Here is a 15,790-nt window from a genome sequence, read left to right as displayed (position 1 = left end):
ATGCGCCAGCCGCAACGACCGGGCGCCGGCCTCGACGTCGCGCTGTTCGTCACCTGCCTCGTCGACATGTTCCGCCCCTCGGTCGGCTTCGCCGCGGCAAGGCTGTTGGAGGACGCCGGCTGCCGTGTCGTCGTGCCCGAGGCGCAGACCTGCTGCGGCCAGCCTGCCTACAATTCCGGCGACCGCGCCGACGCCGTCGACATCGCGCGCCGCGTGATCGAGGCCTTCGAGGGCTACGACCACGTCGTGGCGCCATCGGGCTCGTGCGGCGGCATGATCGCGCATCACTATCCGGCGCTGTTCGCCGACGATCCGGCGATGAAGGCGCGGGCCGAGGCGCTGGCGGCGCGGACGCATGAGCTCACCACCTTCCTGGTCGACGTGCTGGGCGTCGCGCCCCCCGCGGTGCGTTGCGAGGCGACGGCGACTTATCACGATTCGTGCTCGGGCCTGCGCGAGCTGGGCGTCAAGGCGCAGCCGCGCAAGCTGCTCGCCGGCGTCGAGGGATTGACCCTGGTCGAGATGAAGGGCGCCGAGATCTGTTGCGGCTTCGGCGGCACGTTCTGCGTGAAGTATCCCGACATCTCCAACGCCATGCTCGACGACAAGCTCGCCGATATCGAGGCGACCGGCGCCGACACGCTGCTCGCGGGCGACCTGGGCTGCCTGCTGAACATGGCCGGCAAGCTGCAGCGCGAGGGACGCCCCGTGAAGGTGCGCCATGTCGCCGAGGTGATCGCCGGCATGGCCGACGAGCCGGCGATCGGCGAGCCGGCGCCATGAAATCGACGGCGCACGCCTTCAAGGACAATATCGGCGAGGCGCTGCGCGACGCCAACCTGCAGCAATCGCTGTCGATCATGAAGGTCGGCTTCGTCGAGCGCCGCCGCGGCGCGGTCGATCGCATGCCCGAGTTCGAGGCGCTGCGCGATCGCGCGCGCGACATCAAGAACCACGCGCTGGCCAACCTGGATTTCTATCTCGAGCGCTTCGAGCGCAAGGTGCTGGCGCTGGGCGGCCATGTGCACTGGGCGCCGACGGCCGAGGACGCGCGGCGCATCGTGCTCGACCTCTGCCGCCAGGCCAACGCGCGCACCGTGGCGAAATCGAAGTCGATGATCGCCGAGGAGATCGGGCTCAACGAGCATCTCGAGGCGCACGGCATCGCGCCGATCGAGACCGATCTGGGCGAGTACATCATCCAGCTGCGCCAGGAGCCGCCGAGCCACATCATCGCGCCGGCGGTGCACCTGACCAAGGACCAGGTCGCCGACACCTTCCACGAGCATCACGGCAAGCTGGGCTTCACACGCCGCCTGACCGAGCGCAACGACCTCGTCGCCGAGGCGCGCGAGGTGCTCAGGCGCAAGTTCCAGGAGGCCGATGTCGGCATCACCGGCGCCAATTTCCTGGTCGCCGAGACCGGCAGCTCCATGCTGGTCACCAACGAGGGCAACGCCGATCTGTCGAACACGCTGCCCGACACGCACATCGTCATCGCCAGCATCGAGAAGGTGATCCCGACCCTGGAAGACGCCGCGGCGCTCTTGCGCGTGCTGGCGCGTTCGGCCACCGGACAGGAATGGTCTAGCTACACCACGTTCAACACCGGGCCCAGGCGCGACGGCGATCCGGACGGGCCACGGTCCTACCACGTCGTGCTGCTCGACAACGGGCGCTCCAGCGTGCTGGGCGGCGAGATGCAGGACATGCTGCGCTGCATCCGCTGCGGCGCCTGCATGAACCATTGCCCGGTCTATGGCGCGATCGGCGGCCACGCCTATGGCTGGGTCTATCCCGGGCCGATTGGCGCGGTGCTCGATCCGCAGCTGCTCGGCCTGGAGGAGGCCGGCGACCTGCCCAACGCCTCGACCTTCTGCGGCCGCTGCGAGAGCGTCTGCCCGGTGCGCATCCCGCTGCCCCGGCTGATGCGCCACTGGCGCGAGCGCGAGTTCGAGCGGCGCCTGACGCCGCCCGCTGTGCGCAAGGCTCTGGGCCTGTGGGCTTTCTTGGCCAAACGGCCGAGGCTCTATCGCGTGGCCACCGGCATCGCCAACCGTGCCCTGGCGCTGTTCGGCCGCGCCCAGGGTCGCTACGACGCGCTGCCGCTGGCGGGCGGCTGGACGAAGCATCGCGACATGCCGGCGCCACAAACCGGCGGCACCTTCCACGCGCAGTGGAAGGCGCGGGGCGGAGCGGTGCGATGAGCGCACGTGAGCAGATGCTGGGCGCGATCCGTCGCGGCCTGCGCCGCGGCGAGCTTTCCGGCGCGGCGCGCGAAGCCGCCGAAGCCCGCCTGGTGCAGCATCCCGTCAACATCGTGCCGCGGCGCTCGCAGGTCCCGCGCGAGCAGCAGATCGAACTTTTTGCAGAAGGCGCGAGGGCGGTCCACGCCACGGTCGCGCGCGTTGCCGAGGCCGAGGTGGCCGAAGCGGTCGGCGGCTATCTCGCCACCAACAATCTGCCGGCCGCCGCGGTGATGGCGCCTGATCCGGCGCTCGGCCGCTATGACTGGAGCGAACGGCCGATGCTGGAGATCCGCCGCGGCCTGCCGCGCGACGCCGATCGCGTGGCGATCACCGGCGCCTTCGCCGGCGTCGCCGAGACCGGAACGCTGATCTTCACCTCTGGGCCGGACCATCCGACCTCGCTCAACCTGCTGCCCGAGACCCATGTCGTGATCCTGCGCGAGGACGACATCGTCGGTGCCTACGAGGAGGTCTTCGCCCGCCTGCGCGCGCGCTACGGCGAGGGCGCCATGCCGCGCACCGTCAACACCGTCACCGGCCCGTCGCGCACTGCCGACGTCGAGCAGCAGCTCGAGCTGGGCGCGCATGGCCCGCGCCGCATGCACATCCTGATCGTGCGCGATTGAGGCGCGCCACGCGATGGGCGCGCCCGAGCAGCTCAGGATCGTCGGCACCGCGGCCACGCGCGAGATCGCCGCGCTGCTCGATGCCGTCGCCGCGGCGACCGGCAAGCGGAAGGCCCATGTTCTCCAGGTCGGCGCGCGCACCCATCCGGCCGAGCGCGGCGCACACAACTGGCGCCACCTGGTCGAGGACAGGCTCGGCAAGCGCGCCCGCTTCACCGGCGTGGACAGCTGCGCCGGCGCCAATGTCGATGTGGTGTGCGGCGATCTCACCGCGCTCGAGGCGGCGGCGTTCGACCTGGTGATCTGCGACCGTGTGCTGGAGCACGCCGTGGCGCCCTGGCACCTGGCCGGCCAGCTGCGGCAGCTCATGGCGCCCGGTGGCCACCTCTTCGTGCGCGTCGCCTGGGCGCGCGCCCATCATGCCGAACCCGACGATTACTGGCGCATGTCCTTCGCCGGCGTGATGCTGCTGTTCGACGCGCTGCGGCCTCTCTCGCTGTTCTATACCGGCGGCGCCGCCGGTCTCGACATCGCCTACCGCGTCATGCGCGGCGATGCGGTCGAGCTCTCGCCGGCGATCGGCGCCGTCGAGCAGGCGCTGTTCCAGGTCGTGCTTGACCATGAGGACAACCGGGCCATGCTGGCGAACCAGGCCGGCCAGCGCTACCCGCTGTCGCGGGACTACCTGCCGACCATGTTCGTCAACGTCGTCGCCCGGCGGGAGCCCTGACGATGCGATCCATCATCGCCGCCCTGCTCGTGCTCATCGCGAGCGTCGCACTCGCCCAGCAGGTCAAGTCGCCGCAGACGCCGCCGGGGCCGGCCGCGCCGCTGCCGCAGTCGATGCGGCTGCGCGTCGTCGTCGATCTGTCGGAGCCGCTGTTCGCGGCGCGGACCCCGGAGGGTCGTCTTGCCGGCTTCGACATCGAGCTGGTGCGGGCATTGTGCGCGCGCATGAAGGCCGACTGCATCATCGAGGCGATCGACTGGGACGAGCTGCGTGCCGAGCTCGCGGCGGGCAAGGCCGATCTTGCCGCCGGCGGCATCGAGATCGGTGGCCTGCCCGCCGAACGCGGCGTCTTCGCCGCGCCCTATGGCCGCGTGCCGCTGTCGATCGTCGTCCGCAAGGGCACGAAGCTCGACGCAACGCCCGTCGGGCTGAAGGATCGGCGCATCGCGGTGCAGCGCTCGACCCGCTGGGGGCGGTGGCTGAAGCAGGCCGGCGCCGCGACCGTGGTCGAGTACGAGACGCCCGAGGAGGTGAAGGCCGCCCTGAACGCGCAGGAGGTCGACGGCGCGCTGCTCGATCGCGCCCACACCGTGGCCTGGCTCGCCGGACCAGGCGGCGCCTGCTGCGAGGCGGCCCGGCCCGATATCCGCGATGCTGAGGCGAGCGGCCCTGGCGTCGCCGTGCTGATGCGCTCCGACATCAGGCTCAAGGAACTGGTCGACAAGGCGATGCTCGGCCTGCGCGGCGACGGCACGGTCCAGAAGCTGGCGGCCAGGCATCTGCCGTTTCCCTTGTTCTGAACGGCGGCGATGCGGATCGGCGGAAGGCTGAAGCTCCTGGCGATCGCGACGGCGCTGGCGATCGCACTGCCGGCGCCATGCGCGCCGCCGGTGCTCGCCCAGCAGCCGGGATCGACGACGGCGCAATCGACCACGCCGCCCAGGCCCAGGCCGGCCACGCCGCCGCACAAGGCCAAGCCCGGCCAGAAGCCGCCGGCGGCGCCGACGCTGAAGGCCACCGTGGTGACGGAGGGCCGGTTTCCGCCCTTCAACATGCTTGACGCCCAGGGCCGACCCGCCGGCTTCGAGGTCGATCTCGCCGCCGAGCTGTGCCGGCGCGCCCGGATCGACTGCCGGATCGTCACCGCGCCGTGGGACGACATCCTCCCCGGCCTGCTCGACAAGCGCTACGACGCGATCATGGCGTCGATGGACATGACGCCGGAGCGCCGCCGCCAGATCGCCTTCGGCCGGCGCTACATGCTGGTGCCGGGCGCCTTCGTCATGCCCAGGAATTCCATGGTGCCGGACGGCGCGCCGGCGCTGCTGCGCGGCAAGACGGTGGGCGTGCAGCGCGGCACGGTCTATGCCGACTATCTGCAGCGCGCCTTCCGCAAGACGATCCGCATGAAGATGTTCGCGACCGCCGACGAGGCGCGCGCCGAACTGGCCGCCGGCAAGCTCGACGCCGCGCTGGGCGACAAGGTGGCGCTGTGGCGATGGCTGAAGACGCCGGAGGGCGCCTGCTGCGAATTCTTCGGCCAGGACGTCAAGGACACGCGCAGTCTGGGCGACGGCGTCGGCATCGGCTTTCGCAAGGACGACGCCAAGCTGCGCGACGCCTTCAACAAGGCGCTGGCCGAGGCGGCGGCCGACGGCACGCTCAGGCGACTCGCCGAGAAATACGTGCCGTTCGCGATCTACTGAGGCGCCTGTCATCCCGAGCGCAGCGAGGGACTGGGAGCGCCCTCCAGGTTTCCGCTCGATCCTCTACGGAATCGGCTGGCCATAGCGCCAGCGAAGCTCGAAGCCCAGCTCGGTCTGCATCTGCACCTGGGCCTCGTGTCCCATGGCCTCGTCGGCCGCCGCCGCGTCGCGGGCAAGTCTCAGCGCGGTGTCGCGGTCGGTATGACCCTCGACCGCGCCATCGTCGAGCCGCACGCCCCAGTCGTCCTCGCCGTCGCTCACCACGTAATAGATTCGCCGCGCCATGCGATCCCTCCACGAAGGCAAGAAGCGTGAGCGCAGGCGATGGTTCCCGGCGCTCTGAGCGGCACAGATGTTGTGGCCAGCGATGTCGGCGACGCGCATTACTGCGCACTCGTCCGATTGATCAGTGAATCTGCTGCGCGCGGGAACCGGCGGGCAAGCCACCGGTTTTGAATCGAGGCAAGTCGCCTCGAGGCAATCCGTAATGAACGCCTGGGTCCTGTCGCTGATCATCTGCACGGCCTCGCCGCAGCCGGATGGCAGCCATTGCCAGGCACGCGCGGTCGACTACGGGCTCAGCCACGAGCAGTGCAGGGCGGCGCTGGCTGCCGAGAGCCGCAGGATCAAGCCGCCGATGCGGCTGGAATGCACCGAGGATCCGGCCCTGTCGGCGGCGTTGGAGGAGATGGACCTCGAGGGACGACGCGACGCACGGCCGCCGGCGCCGGCGAACATCCGCAAGCGCCGCTGATCAGCGGTCGCCCAGCAGCTTGCCGCGCCGGTCGGGAATCGATTCGGGGCTGGCGATCTTGGCGACGCGATCGCCCGCCTTGGCGAGATCGGGCCGCATGCGCGCGAACATGATGCCGGCCACCGGTGCCTTCAGCGCCAAGCGGCCGGCATCGGCCGGCAGCATCGGATCGACGAGATGGCCCACGACGTCACCGGCCGCCACGCGCGTGCCGGGCTCGACGCAGGGCACCCACAGCCCGGCATGCGGCGTGCGCACCGGGCCGACGCCGTCGAGCGGCGTCGCCGGGCAGGACGCAGGCGCCGGCGGCGCCTCGCCGGAGACGGCGCCGCGCGCGCACAGCCAGTCGAAGATGCCCTGCGCATCGCGCCGCGCCATCGCGTCGTCGATATCGCCGCGGCCGCGCAGCTCGACAGTGCAGGAGATCATCGCCTCGGCCGGGATCGGCTTGTCCTGATGGCGCTGCATCAGCCGCCACCACGGCCGCGTCAGCGCCTCGTCGAACGGCGTGTCGCCGGAATCCTCCGCGGTGAGCAGGGCGACGGCGCCCAGACGCGCGGCGAGATCGGCGAAGGCGGCGGCCTGGCGCGGGCCGCAATAGATGTGCAGTCCCGCCTGGTCGTCGCAATGCAGGTCGAGCGCGATGTCGGCGGTGGCGGCGAGGCGATGCAGGGTGAGCTTGAGGATGGCGCTTTCGTCGTCGGCCTTCTGCCCGGCCAGGAGCGTCTCGATCGCGGCGCGGATCGCGGCGACGTTGGCGGCCGGCTCGTCGCCGAGCTTGCCGGCCATCGCCGCCTCGAGCGCATCGCGCAGGTCGACGAAGCCGCGGTTGAAGTTGCCCGAGCCGTCGAGCGCGTAGCGGCCCTGTAGCACGCTGCCCACCACTTGGCTCAGGCCTACCGGATTGGCGAGCGGCGCGACCATGATCTCGCCGGGGATCAGCCCCTCTCGGTCGGCCTGGACCAGAAGCGGCATCAGGTGGTGCAGCACCAGCGGGCCGGGCAGCTCGTCGGCATGGATCGCCGCCTGCAGCCAGACGCGCGGGCGCGCGTCCCTGCGGCCGAAGCGGTGGACGACGATATGGCGCTCCGTGCCCGGCGACGGCGAGGGCAGCGCAATACGCTCGATGGTTCGCGGCATGGGCGGCAGCCTGCCAGCCGCCGGTTCAGTCGTCCACGCTCGCGGCGATTTGCCTGGCTGAGTGACGGTCGGGATGGTTTCGGGGCGGGTTGGTGGAGCTGAGGGGGATCGAACCCCTGACCTCCTCATTGCGAACGAGGCGCTCTCCCATCTGAGCTACAGCCCCGTCCCGAAAACGGCGCGGATAATGGTGACGGCACCCGGCGAAGTCAAGGCGGCCTTTCGGGCGGAAAAACGCCCATGGGACAGGGCTTTGGGCGGCAACTTGCCGGCCCGCGCGGGGCCGTGCGAGGGTGGCCGCCACGAGCCTCCGGAGAGCCCCATGAGCAAGCAGAAGATCCAGTCCGACGCCGCCCCCGCCGCGCTGGGCCCCTATTCGCAGGCGATCGCCGCCGGCGGCTTCATCTATTGCTCGGGCCAGATTCCGATCGATCCGAAGACCGGGCAGTTCGCCGGCGATACGATCGAGGCGCAGACGCACCAGGTGCTGAAGAACCTGCAGGCGGTGCTCAAGGCCGCCGGCAGCGATCTCGCCCGGGCTGTGAAGACGACGGTGTTCCTCGCCGACATGAACGACTTCACGGCCATGAACGGCGTCTACCAGACCTACTTCGCCGACCCGGCGCCGGCGCGCAGCACGGTGCAGGTGGCGCGCCTGCCGCGCGACGCGCGGGTCGAGATCGAGGTCGTCTGCCTCGCCTGACGCCGGAGGGCCGATGCCATGGATGACAAGACCGCCGCCTGGATCCTCGGTGCCGGCATGATCGTCGTGATCCTCGGCGTGATCATGTACCTCGTGATCATGGTGCTGGCGCTGATCATCCCGACCTGGCGCATCTGCAACCGCGCCGGCTACTCCGGCGCGATGTCGCTGCTGCACCTGATCCCGGGCGTCGGCACGGTGATCGTCTTCGCCATCCTCGCCTTCGGCACCTGGCCCGCCGGCGAGGCCGCGCCGCCGAAGCCGCAGACGGGGACACGCTGATGGAAGCCGCGGGCCTCGGCGCGCTGCTCGCCGGTCAGCTGTTCACCGTCGTCGTGCCGCTGATCTTCCTCGGCCTGACCACCTGGATGTCGTGGCGGATCATGGTGAAGGCCGGATTTCCCGGCTATCTCGGCCTGTTCAACGTCGCCGGCATCATCCCCGGCATCGGCTGGATCATCTGGATCATCCTGCTCTGGGTCTTCGCCTTCATCCAGTGGCCGCGCGACGGCGCGGGCGCGCCGCGCGTCGCCTACCAGCCGCCCGGCCCGCTGCCGCCGCAGGGCTTGCCGCCGCTGCCGCCCGGGCCGGGCACGCCGCAGGCCCTGCCGCCGCCGCAGCAGCAACTGCCGCCGCCTGCCGCCACCGGCTGGATCCTGTCCGGCGCCCTGCCCAACGGCACACCGCTGGGCTTTGCCTTCGACGAGAGCCGCCCGATCCTGACCGTGGGCGCGCCGGCGGCACCAGCCGACCTGACGATCATCGACAGCTCGGTCGGTGCGCCGCACGCCCGCCTGCATCTGCTGCCGGGCCGGCTGGGCCTCGAGGATCTCGGCACCTCGGGCGGCACCTGGATCGATGGCGCGCCCCTGCTGCCGGTCAACGGCATCCGCGAGATCAGCAACTCGCGGGAGTTGCGCTTCGGCGCCGTTACGCTTTCCCTGGCACGCGCCTGATGCCGCGCAGCCGCGTCGCCTTGCCGTCGCGCTCCCGCTCCGCTATGCGTGCGCCCCCGACAAGGAGGATGCCGTGATCTCGTCGCTGGCGGCCGTCATCGACATTGTGTTCAACCTGTTCATGTGGCTGCTGATCATCCAGGCCGTCATGAGCTGGCTGCTGGCGTTCAACGTGCTGAACCCGCGCAACCAGGTCGTCGGCATGATCTGGCAGTTCATGCTGCGGCTCACCGAGCCGCTCCTGCGGCCGATCCGCCGCTTCCTGCCGAATTTCGGCGGCATCGATCTGGCGCCGCTGGTGCTGATCCTGATCATCTACTTCGTCCGCCGTTCCATCCTGATTCCCCTCTCGTACGGACAAACCCCTTCGCTGCTGTGAGCTTCTGGACCGCGACCCGGGACGGCGTGCGCCTGCGCCTGAAGGTGCGCCCGCAGGCCCGGCGCGTCGGCATCGACGGCCTGGTGCCCGATCGCGACGGCGAGGCGCTGTCGATCTCCGTCACCGCCGCGCCGGAGGACGGCAAGGCCAATGCCGCAGTGATCGCGCTGCTCGCCCGGGCACTCGATGTCGCCCGATCCGCCATCAGCGTCACCCAGGGCGCCGCCGCCCGGCGCAAGACCATCCATGTCGCGGGCGACCCTGCGGCGTTGGGCGCGACGCTCGAAACCTGGAGGGAGAGCCCGCCATGACAGCCAGCCTGATCGACGGCAAGGCCTATGCCGCGGGTTTGCGCAGCCGCGTCGCCGGCGCGGTCGCCCAGCTGCAATCCACCGCGGGCGTGACGCCGGGACTCGCCGTGGTGCTGGTCGGCGAGGATCCGGCCAGCCAGGTCTATGTCCGCAGCAAGGGCAAGCAGAGTCTCGAGGTCGGCATGGCGAGCTTCGAGCATCGTCTGCCCGCGGCCACGACGCAGGCCGAGCTTCTGGAAGTGGTGGCGACGCTCAACGCCGATCCCCTGGTGCACGGCATCCTGGTGCAGCTGCCGCTGCCCAGGCACATCTCTACCGCCGAGGTGATCCGCGCCATCGACCCCGACAAGGACGTCGACGGCCTGCATCCGATGAACGCCGGCCGCCTGTCGCAGGTCGGCGCCGGCGAGCCGCTCGATTTCCCGGTGTCGTGCACGCCGCTGGGCTGCCTGATGCTGCTCAAGGACTCGCTGGGCGCGCTCTCCGGCGCCGACGCCCTGGTGATCGGCCGCTCGGTGCTGGTCGGCAAGCCGGTGGCGCAATTGCTGCTGCGCGAGGACTGCACCGTGACCATGGCGCATTCGCGCACCCGCGACCTGGCGGCGGCCTGCCGGCACGCCGACATCGTCGTCGCCGCCGTCGGCCGCGCGCGCATGGTGAAGGGCGACTGGATCAAGCCGGGGGCGACGGTGATCGATGTCGGCATCAACCGCGTGGCCCAGCCCGACGGCAAGTCGAGGCTGATCGGCGATGTCGACTTCGCCGCCGCCCGCGACGTGGCGCGCGCCATCACGCCTGTGCCCGGCGGCGTTGGGCCGATGACCGTGGCCTGCCTGCTGCACAACACCCTGCAGGCTGCCCGCCGAAGCGCCGGGCTGGCGCCGGCGAAGCTGTATTAGCGCGCCGGCATACCGAACATCGGAGCGACCCTGTCATTCCGAGCGCAGCGAGGAATCCAGGTCTGCCCTGGATCCCTCGCTGCGCTCGGGATGACAGTCGTGGCGTTCGATCGACCGCGCGCCGCTCTTGAGCGCCGCGGGTCAAACGGCAGGTCAGGTGACCGATCAATCGACCTGAACGCCGGAGGCCTTCACGACGGCGGTCCACTGCTTGACTTCGCCCTTGACGAAGTCGGCGAACTGATCCGGCGTGCCGGTCGCCACCGTTACGCCGCGTCCGTCGAAGGCGTCACGCACGGCCCGCATGGCCAGCACCTTGTTGATCGCCCGGTTGAGCCGCTCGACGATCGCGTTGGGCGTGTCGCGGGGCGCCAGCACGCCCATCCAGCCCTCGGTGGCCAACGCCACGCCGCTCTCGGTCATCGTCGGCAGCTCGGGCGCGAGTGCCGAGCGCACCGGAGACAGGACCGCCAGAGCCTTCAGCCTTCCGCTGCGCACCAATGGCATCGCCACGCTCAGCGTATCGAACGCCAGCTTGACCTGTCCGGAGACCAGATCCGTAGCCGCCGCCGCGCTGCCCTTGTACGGCACGTGCAGCAGGTTCGTGCCGGTCCTTCCGGTGAAGAACTCGCCGATGAGATGGTTGGTCGAGCCGATGCCGAAGGATGCGTAGGTCAGCTCCCCGGGACGGGCGCGAGCGAGTGCGATCAGTTCCTGCACCGTGCTCGCCGGCACCGACGGATGCGCCACCAGCATCAGCGAAACGGTGCCGATCCTTGCGACCGGCACGAACTCCTTCAGCGTGTCGTAGGGCGGCTTCGCCTTGACCGCCGGCAGCACCACCAGCTCCGAGCCGGTGCCCAGCAGCAGCGTGTGGCCGTCGGCGGCGGCGCGGGCCACCGATGTGGCGCCGATGGCCCCGCCGGCCCCCGCGCGATTGTCGACCACGACGGGTTGCCCAAGCTCGGCGGCGAGTTCCTTGGCGATGAGACGCGCGGCGGTGTCGGTGCCGCCGCCCGGCGCGAAGGCCGCGACAAGCGTGACGGGCCTGGAGGGATAGGCCGGCTGCGCTTGCGCCGCCGATGTGGCCGCCACCAGCAGGCCGGCCAGGATGAGTCGCACGATCTTCAAGGGAGTCTCCATGTCGTGGTCGCGCCCGGTGTGTCACTGGCCCTTGCGCATGACGCGCAGGGCCGCACGCGACGCCTGGCGGACGTGATGGATCGAGGCCTTGCTGGCGGCCGACTCGTCTCGGCTGCGCAGCGCGTTGAACATCTGGGTGAGCTCGTCGAGCGTTTCAGGCAATCGGCCGGCTTCCGACATCGAGGTCCGCCGAAGCAGCACGATGCGGTTGTGAAGCAGCTTCAGCATCGAGCTCAGGATCTTGTTGCCGCTGCCTTCGAGGATGACGTCGTAGAACTCGCCGCTGAGCTCCAGGGTCGCGTTGACATCGCCGGCTTCGGCGGCGGCCTGGAGCCGGGCGAAGACGGCCTCCAGCCTGCGCACGTGGCTGCTCGAGGCGCGCAGCACGAAGCCGATGCAGGCCTGCGATTCGAGGATGCCGCGCACCTCGTAGATCTCCTCGGCGTCCTCGTACGACAGCACCGAGACGACAGGGCCACGGTTGGGCACGAGGGTGACCAGGCCTTCGGCCTCGATCTGGCGCAGCGCCTCCCTCAGGAGCGTTCGGCTGACGCCGAGGCTTTCCATCAGCTGCCGCTCCTTGAGCCGCTCGCCGGCGTCGTAGCGCCCGGAGAGAATGGCTTTGCGCAGGCTTTCTTCGGCCTGCTTGCGCAGGGGAGTCGCCGTCTCGACGTTGTTCATCGTGTCAGCCCACCAGCCGGAGTTGCGGCGACGATGCGCCTGTGGATTCGAAGGACGGTCGGATCATACGGTAGCGGCCGGCGTGACCGGCGAGCCGACAGCGCCGGACGGGCGCAGCGCCGCCGCCTCGGCTTCGCGGCGCTCGGCCTCCTTCGCGGCGATCACGCTCGGGCGCGCGCCGATGCGCGCGAGGTAGGCCTGCAGATGCGGCCAGGACGAGACGTCGATTCCCTGGTACGCGGTCCACATCGCGATCGTGTAGCAATGGGCGTCGGCGATGGTGAATGTCGAGCCGGTCAGGTAATCGCGATCGGCCAGATGCTCGTTGAGCCACTGCAGGCGATTCAGCACCAGCTGTCGCGCGATGGGGCGATAGTTCGCCGGCGTCGCCTTCTTGATGAGCGGCATGAACGCACCCTTGTGGAGGTCCGATGCGATGAAGCTCATCCATTCCATGATGCGATAGCGCTCGAGCGTGCCGGCCGGCGCGATCAAGTCGCTGCCGGGGCACTGATCGGCGAGGTACTGCATGATGACAGCGCCTTCGCTGAGGTGCTGGCCATCGGGCAGTTCCAGGGTGGGCACCTGGCCCTTCGGATTGATCCTGTAGTAGTCAGAGCCGTCGGGCAGCTTCTTGCGCGGCACGTCGACCCAGACCAGCTCGAGCGGGATCCCGAGCTCGCGCGCGACGATGTCGACAGCGAGCGAGCAGCCGCGGACTTCGTGGTAGAGCTTCATGCGACCATTCCCCCGCGACCGTCTCAAGCTGCTTCGCGCTCCGCCTGCTCGGCGGCCTTGACGCTCGGACGTGCGGCGATGCGCGCGACATACGCTTCGACGTTGGGCCACTGCGCGAGGTCGATGTCGTGCAGCCTGGTCCACATGACGATCGTGTAGCAGTAGGCGTCCGCGACAGTGAACGTCGGGCCGGTCAGGAACTGCCGATCGGACAGTTGCTCGTTGAGCCATTTCAGACGGCCTTCGAGGTTCTGCCGCGCGATCGACCGGTATTCGGCGGGCGTGGTCGGACGAAAAAGCGGCGTGAAGCCCTTGTGCAGCTCCGAACCGATGAAGTTCAGCCACTCGAGGACGCGATAGCGCTCCATGCTCGTCGCGGCCGCCAGCAGACCGCTGCCGGGACGCAGATCGGCGAGATACTGGACGATGACGGGCCCTTCGGTGAGCCGCTGGCCGTCGGGCAGCTCCAGGACAGGAACCTGCCCCTTCGGATTGACGGCGAAGTAGTCGGCGCCGTCGCGCAGCCGCTTGGCGCGCACGTCGACCCATTCGAGGTCGAGCGCGATGCCGAGCTCGCGCGCGACGATGTCGACGGCGAGCGAACAGGCATGCGGGGTGAGGTAGAGCTTCATCGTCCGGCCTCAGTCGACGCGGATGCCGCGCTCGAGGACGATGCGGCCGTAGCGCGCGCGGCCGCGCGCGATGATGGCGGCGAGGTCCTCGGCGGAACCGCTGCCGACCTCGAAGCTCATGGCGTCGAACGACTTGCGCAGCGCGTCCGAGGCCAATGCCTTCCTCATCGCGGCGTTCAGCGTGGCCACGACGTCCGTTGGCGTGCCGGGTGGCGCCATGAGGCCGAAGAAGCCGGTGATGGCCAGATCGGCTAGGCCCGCCTCGGCGGTCGTCGGAACGTCGGGCTGCCCTGGATCGCGCGTCGCGCTGGTGATCAGCAGCGGCACCAGCTGCCCTGTCCTGACTTGCGCCAGCAGCGGCGCCAGCACCTCGTTCATCAGCTGTGCGTCGCCCCTGATCACGGCGTCGCGCGCCGAGGTCGCGCCCTTGTAGGGAACGTGCACGAACCTGGTCGTGGTCGCCGACATGAAGATTTCGCCGAGCAGGTGATTGCTCGAGCCGGCACCGGCCGACGCGAAGTTCAGCGCGTCGGGCTTGCGCCGCGCCAGGGCGACGAGCTCTTCGATCGACCTGGCGCCGGTCGCCGGCGAGGTCACGAAGATGAAGGGCTGCAGCGCGCCCACGCTGACCGGCACGAGCGATCTCAGGTAGTCCTGGCCCGGATAGAGGATCGGCGCGACCGCGAGGGTGCTGCCGCTGCCCCACAGCAGGGTGTAGCCATCCGGCTCCGCCGAGGCGACGCGGCGTGTGCCGATGCGGCCGCCCGCCCCCGGCTGATTCAGCACCACGACGGGCTGGCGCAGGACGTCGGAAAGCGCCTTGGCGACGACGCGCGCCGAGACGTCGGTCGAGCCGCCCGCCTCGAAGGGTATGACGATCGTCACCGGCCTGTCGGGATAGGGCGCTGCCAGCGCCGGCGCCGATAGGGCCAGTGCGAGCAGGACTGCCAGCGCGCGGAGGATTGGCATGATGGATGGCCCTTGTGGGGTCGATCCCATCGTTTGTACTATAGAACTGGCATCGTAGTCAATTGTAGTACTACAACATTGTTGATTGTAGCCGTTCCGTAGGGCAAGTACGGTGTTGGTGGCGGCTTTGGGAGAACGGCTATGCGGGGCACAATTCTGGTCGGGACGGCCAGCCAGGGAATCCTGCGCAGCGTCGATGACGGCGCGACGTGGCACCGGCTTGGGCTGAAGGAGGCCATCGAGTTTGACGGCGTCGTGCGCAGCCTGGCGGTTCACCCCGCCGACCCGGCGCGGATTCTCGCCGGTGCGGATGCCGGGTTGTGCGTGAGCATGGATGGCGGCGCGCACTTCTCGCGGATCGACTCGCCGATGAACGGCATGGCGGTGTGGTCGATTGCGATCGACCCGGTCGACCCGTCCTTCATCTACGCAGGAACCGGCGCACCACAGCGTGCGGCGATGTTCCGTTCGGTCGATGGCGGCAATAGCTGGGAGCGTCTGTCGCCGGACATCCCGGAGTTCTGCAACGGCGTCAATCGACCGCGCATTCTCACGATCTGCGTCGATCCCGTGGACAGCGCCCAGGTCTGGTTCGGCGTCGAGGAGGGCGGCGCGTGGCGCAGCCTCGATCGCGGCGTCACCTGGACGCGGATCGACCGGGATGGCGCGATCAACAATTCCGACATTCACCACATCGCCGTGCTGCCGCCCGCCAAGGGTCGGCCGCGGACGGCCTTCGTGCTGACGGTCAACTCGGTCTTCACCAGCACCGACGGCGGCGTGACATGGAGCGGCGTTCCATCGAAGAGCCGCTTCGACGGCATGTACTACACGCGCGCCGTCCAGCACGTGCCGACCACCGACGCCGTGGTTCTGGCGGTCGGCGATGGCACGCCGGGAACCCGCAGCCGGCTTTATCGCTCGCTGGATCGCGGCGTCAGCTGGACGCCGGCGCTCCTGCACGCGCAACCCAACTCCACCTTCTGGACGTTCGGCGCGCATGACGACGATCCGGGACTGCTGTTTGCCGGCACGAAGTACGGCGACCTGTTCCGCTCGGTCGACGGCGGGGCCAGCTGGTCCAGGGAGTGGCGGTCCTTTCCGGAGATCACCGCGGTCGCCTGGACGCCGTTCGAGGCACCGGTCCGTGCCCACCCGCAATCGATCGCCTGAC

At 69.8% G+C, this 15,790-nt stretch carries 21 protein-coding genes and 1 tRNA gene; 14 read left to right on the top strand and 8 right to left on the bottom strand.

The genetic code is table 11. The annotated features are described in order from the left end of the window. The 6 genes from KF889_09685 to KF889_09660 are packed head-to-tail and all read left to right on the top strand — an operon-like array spanning position 1 to position 5,311. Complete coding sequence (locus KF889_09685; protein ID MBX3499703.1) at positions 1 to 783, top strand: (Fe-S)-binding protein; 783 nt, start codon at positions 1 to 3, stop codon at positions 781 to 783. Then, on the top strand, positions 780 to 2,207 hold the full coding sequence (locus KF889_09680) for an iron-sulfur cluster-binding protein (GenBank protein MBX3499702.1): 1,428 nt from the start codon (positions 780 to 782) through the stop codon (positions 2,205 to 2,207). The genes KF889_09685 and KF889_09680 overlap by 4 nt, the downstream gene beginning before the upstream one ends. Continuing rightward, the gene (locus KF889_09675; protein ID MBX3499701.1) at positions 2,204 to 2,875 is read left to right on the top strand and encodes an LUD domain-containing protein; all 672 of its coding nucleotides are present in this window, start codon (positions 2,204 to 2,206) and stop codon (positions 2,873 to 2,875) included. Before KF889_09680 ends, KF889_09675 begins: the two co-directional genes overlap by 4 nt. A 13-nt stretch (positions 2,876 to 2,888) precedes the next feature. Next, on the top strand, positions 2,889 to 3,605 hold the full coding sequence (locus KF889_09670) for a methyltransferase domain-containing protein (GenBank protein ID MBX3499700.1): 717 nt from the start codon (positions 2,889 to 2,891) through the stop codon (positions 3,603 to 3,605). Positions 3,606 to 3,607: 2 nt separating this feature from the next. After that, positions 3,608 to 4,405: a transporter substrate-binding domain-containing protein gene (locus tag KF889_09665; GenBank protein ID MBX3499699.1), complete on the top strand. Its 798-nt coding sequence runs from the start codon at positions 3,608 to 3,610 to the stop codon at positions 4,403 to 4,405. 9 nt (positions 4,406 to 4,414) lie between these two features. Further along, positions 4,415 to 5,311: a transporter substrate-binding domain-containing protein gene (locus KF889_09660; GenBank protein ID MBX3499698.1), complete on the top strand. Its 897-nt coding sequence runs from the start codon at positions 4,415 to 4,417 to the stop codon at positions 5,309 to 5,311. A gap of 63 nt (positions 5,312 to 5,374) precedes the next feature. On the opposite strand, the gene KF889_09655 is transcribed toward KF889_09660, so the two are convergent. Further along, positions 5,375 to 5,596, bottom strand: coding sequence for a hypothetical protein (locus KF889_09655; protein ID MBX3499697.1), 222 nt, complete (start codon positions 5,594 to 5,596; stop codon positions 5,375 to 5,377). Between the two features lie 202 nt (positions 5,597 to 5,798). On the opposite strand from KF889_09655, the gene KF889_09650 reads away from it, so the two are divergent. Continuing rightward, the gene (locus tag KF889_09650) at positions 5,799 to 6,065 is read left to right on the top strand and encodes a hypothetical protein (protein ID MBX3499696.1); all 267 of its coding nucleotides are present in this window, start codon (positions 5,799 to 5,801) and stop codon (positions 6,063 to 6,065) included. On the opposite strand, the gene KF889_09645 is transcribed toward KF889_09650, so the two are convergent. Then, positions 6,066 to 7,205, bottom strand: coding sequence for a succinylglutamate desuccinylase/aspartoacylase family protein (locus KF889_09645; GenBank protein MBX3499695.1), 1,140 nt, complete (start codon positions 7,203 to 7,205; stop codon positions 6,066 to 6,068). Positions 7,206 to 7,295: 90 nt separating this feature from the next. After that, a tRNA-Ala gene (locus KF889_09640) sits at positions 7,296 to 7,371 on the bottom strand. 156 nt (positions 7,372 to 7,527) lie between these two features. On the opposite strand from KF889_09640, the gene KF889_09635 reads away from it, so the two are divergent. From KF889_09635 to folD, 6 genes are all read left to right on the top strand, one after another. Next, a complete protein-coding gene (locus tag KF889_09635; protein ID MBX3499694.1) occupies positions 7,528 to 7,908 on the top strand; it encodes a RidA family protein in 381 nt (126 codons plus the stop codon). An 18-nt stretch (positions 7,909 to 7,926) separates the two neighbouring features. Then, a complete protein-coding gene (locus KF889_09630; protein ID MBX3499693.1) occupies positions 7,927 to 8,190 on the top strand; it encodes a hypothetical protein in 264 nt (87 codons plus the stop codon). Then, positions 8,190 to 8,864 (top strand): FHA domain-containing protein, encoded by a 675-nt coding sequence (locus KF889_09625; protein ID MBX3499692.1) that lies wholly within the window; start codon positions 8,190 to 8,192, stop codon positions 8,862 to 8,864. The genes KF889_09630 and KF889_09625 overlap by 1 nt, the downstream gene beginning before the upstream one ends. Before the next feature lie 85 nt (positions 8,865 to 8,949). Continuing rightward, positions 8,950 to 9,243 (top strand): YggT family protein, encoded by a 294-nt coding sequence (locus KF889_09620; GenBank protein MBX3499691.1) that lies wholly within the window; start codon positions 8,950 to 8,952, stop codon positions 9,241 to 9,243. After that, a complete protein-coding gene (locus KF889_09615; GenBank protein MBX3499690.1) occupies positions 9,240 to 9,554 on the top strand; it encodes a DUF167 domain-containing protein in 315 nt (104 codons plus the stop codon). The genes KF889_09620 and KF889_09615 overlap by 4 nt, the downstream gene beginning before the upstream one ends. Next, the gene (gene folD, locus KF889_09610; protein ID MBX3499689.1) at positions 9,551 to 10,453 is read left to right on the top strand and encodes a bifunctional methylenetetrahydrofolate dehydrogenase/methenyltetrahydrofolate cyclohydrolase FolD; all 903 of its coding nucleotides are present in this window, start codon (positions 9,551 to 9,553) and stop codon (positions 10,451 to 10,453) included. The genes KF889_09615 and folD overlap by 4 nt, the downstream gene beginning before the upstream one ends. A 165-nt stretch (positions 10,454 to 10,618) precedes the next feature. Here folD and KF889_09605 read toward each other — a convergent pair whose 3' ends face one another. The 5 genes from KF889_09605 to KF889_09585 all read right to left on the bottom strand — a co-directional run bounded on the left by KF889_09605 (position 10,619) and on the right by KF889_09585 (position 14,616). Then, on the bottom strand, positions 10,619 to 11,584 hold the full coding sequence (locus tag KF889_09605; protein ID MBX3499688.1) for a tripartite tricarboxylate transporter substrate binding protein: 966 nt from the start codon (positions 11,582 to 11,584) through the stop codon (positions 10,619 to 10,621). A gap of 33 nt (positions 11,585 to 11,617) precedes the next feature. Next, positions 11,618 to 12,277 carry a GntR family transcriptional regulator gene (locus KF889_09600; protein ID MBX3499687.1) on the bottom strand — a complete coding sequence of 220 codons (660 nt, stop codon included), beginning with the start codon at positions 12,275 to 12,277 and terminating at the stop codon, positions 11,618 to 11,620. Positions 12,278 to 12,340: 63 nt separating this feature from the next. Continuing rightward, positions 12,341 to 13,015, bottom strand: coding sequence for a glutathione transferase GstA (gene gstA / locus KF889_09595; GenBank protein ID MBX3499686.1), 675 nt, complete (start codon positions 13,013 to 13,015; stop codon positions 12,341 to 12,343). Between the two features lie 23 nt (positions 13,016 to 13,038). Further along, complete coding sequence (gene gstA / locus KF889_09590; protein ID MBX3499685.1) at positions 13,039 to 13,647, bottom strand: glutathione transferase GstA; 609 nt, start codon at positions 13,645 to 13,647, stop codon at positions 13,039 to 13,041. A gap of 9 nt (positions 13,648 to 13,656) precedes the next feature. After that, the gene (locus KF889_09585) at positions 13,657 to 14,616 is read right to left on the bottom strand and encodes a tripartite tricarboxylate transporter substrate binding protein (GenBank protein ID MBX3499684.1); all 960 of its coding nucleotides are present in this window, start codon (positions 14,614 to 14,616) and stop codon (positions 13,657 to 13,659) included. 141 nt (positions 14,617 to 14,757) lie between these two features. On the opposite strand from KF889_09585, the gene KF889_09580 reads away from it, so the two are divergent. Next, positions 14,758 to 15,789 (top strand): glycosyl hydrolase, encoded by a 1,032-nt coding sequence (locus KF889_09580; GenBank protein ID MBX3499683.1) that lies wholly within the window; start codon positions 14,758 to 14,760, stop codon positions 15,787 to 15,789. The last annotated feature ends 1 nt before the right edge of the window (position 15,790 follow it).

Source organism: Alphaproteobacteria bacterium (assembly GCA_019635875.1).
GTDB lineage: Bacteria > Pseudomonadota > Alphaproteobacteria > Reyranellales > Reyranellaceae > JAFAZJ01.
The sequence above is the reverse complement of the archived record's forward strand: the minus strand, read 5'-3'. Positions and strand labels throughout refer to the sequence as shown.

Bases quoted from the DNA above. Each gene is read 5' to 3' on its own strand.
- KF889_09685 (MBX3499703.1), top strand. From the start codon at position 1: ATGCGCCAGCCGCAACGACCGGGCGCCGGCCTCGACGTCGCGCTGTTC.
- KF889_09680 (MBX3499702.1), top strand. From the start codon at position 780: ATGAAATCGACGGCGCACGCCTTCAAGGACAATATCGGCGAGGCGCTG.
- KF889_09675 (MBX3499701.1), top strand. From the start codon at position 2,204: ATGAGCGCACGTGAGCAGATGCTGGGCGCGATCCGTCGCGGCCTGCGC.
- KF889_09670 (MBX3499700.1), top strand. From the start codon at position 2,889: ATGGGCGCGCCCGAGCAGCTCAGGATCGTCGGCACCGCGGCCACGCGC.
- KF889_09665 (MBX3499699.1), top strand. From the start codon at position 3,608: ATGCGATCCATCATCGCCGCCCTGCTCGTGCTCATCGCGAGCGTCGCA.
- KF889_09660 (MBX3499698.1), top strand. From the start codon at position 4,415: ATGCGGATCGGCGGAAGGCTGAAGCTCCTGGCGATCGCGACGGCGCTG.
- KF889_09655 (MBX3499697.1), bottom strand. From the start codon at position 5,596: ATGGCGCGGCGAATCTATTACGTGGTGAGCGACGGCGAGGACGACTGG.
- KF889_09650 (MBX3499696.1), top strand. From the start codon at position 5,799: ATGAACGCCTGGGTCCTGTCGCTGATCATCTGCACGGCCTCGCCGCAG.
- KF889_09645 (MBX3499695.1), bottom strand. From the start codon at position 7,205: ATGCCGCGAACCATCGAGCGTATTGCGCTGCCCTCGCCGTCGCCGGGC.
- KF889_09635 (MBX3499694.1), top strand. From the start codon at position 7,528: ATGAGCAAGCAGAAGATCCAGTCCGACGCCGCCCCCGCCGCGCTGGGC.
- KF889_09630 (MBX3499693.1), top strand. From the start codon at position 7,927: ATGGATGACAAGACCGCCGCCTGGATCCTCGGTGCCGGCATGATCGTC.
- KF889_09625 (MBX3499692.1), top strand. From the start codon at position 8,190: ATGGAAGCCGCGGGCCTCGGCGCGCTGCTCGCCGGTCAGCTGTTCACC.
- folD (MBX3499689.1), top strand. From the start codon at position 9,551: ATGACAGCCAGCCTGATCGACGGCAAGGCCTATGCCGCGGGTTTGCGC.
- KF889_09600 (MBX3499687.1), bottom strand. From the start codon at position 12,277: ATGAACAACGTCGAGACGGCGACTCCCCTGCGCAAGCAGGCCGAAGAA.
- gstA (MBX3499686.1), bottom strand. From the start codon at position 13,015: ATGAAGCTCTACCACGAAGTCCGCGGCTGCTCGCTCGCTGTCGACATC.
- gstA (MBX3499685.1), bottom strand. From the start codon at position 13,647: ATGAAGCTCTACCTCACCCCGCATGCCTGTTCGCTCGCCGTCGACATC.
- KF889_09585 (MBX3499684.1), bottom strand. From the start codon at position 14,616: ATGCCAATCCTCCGCGCGCTGGCAGTCCTGCTCGCACTGGCCCTATCG.
- KF889_09580 (MBX3499683.1), top strand. From the start codon at position 14,758: ATGCGGGGCACAATTCTGGTCGGGACGGCCAGCCAGGGAATCCTGCGC.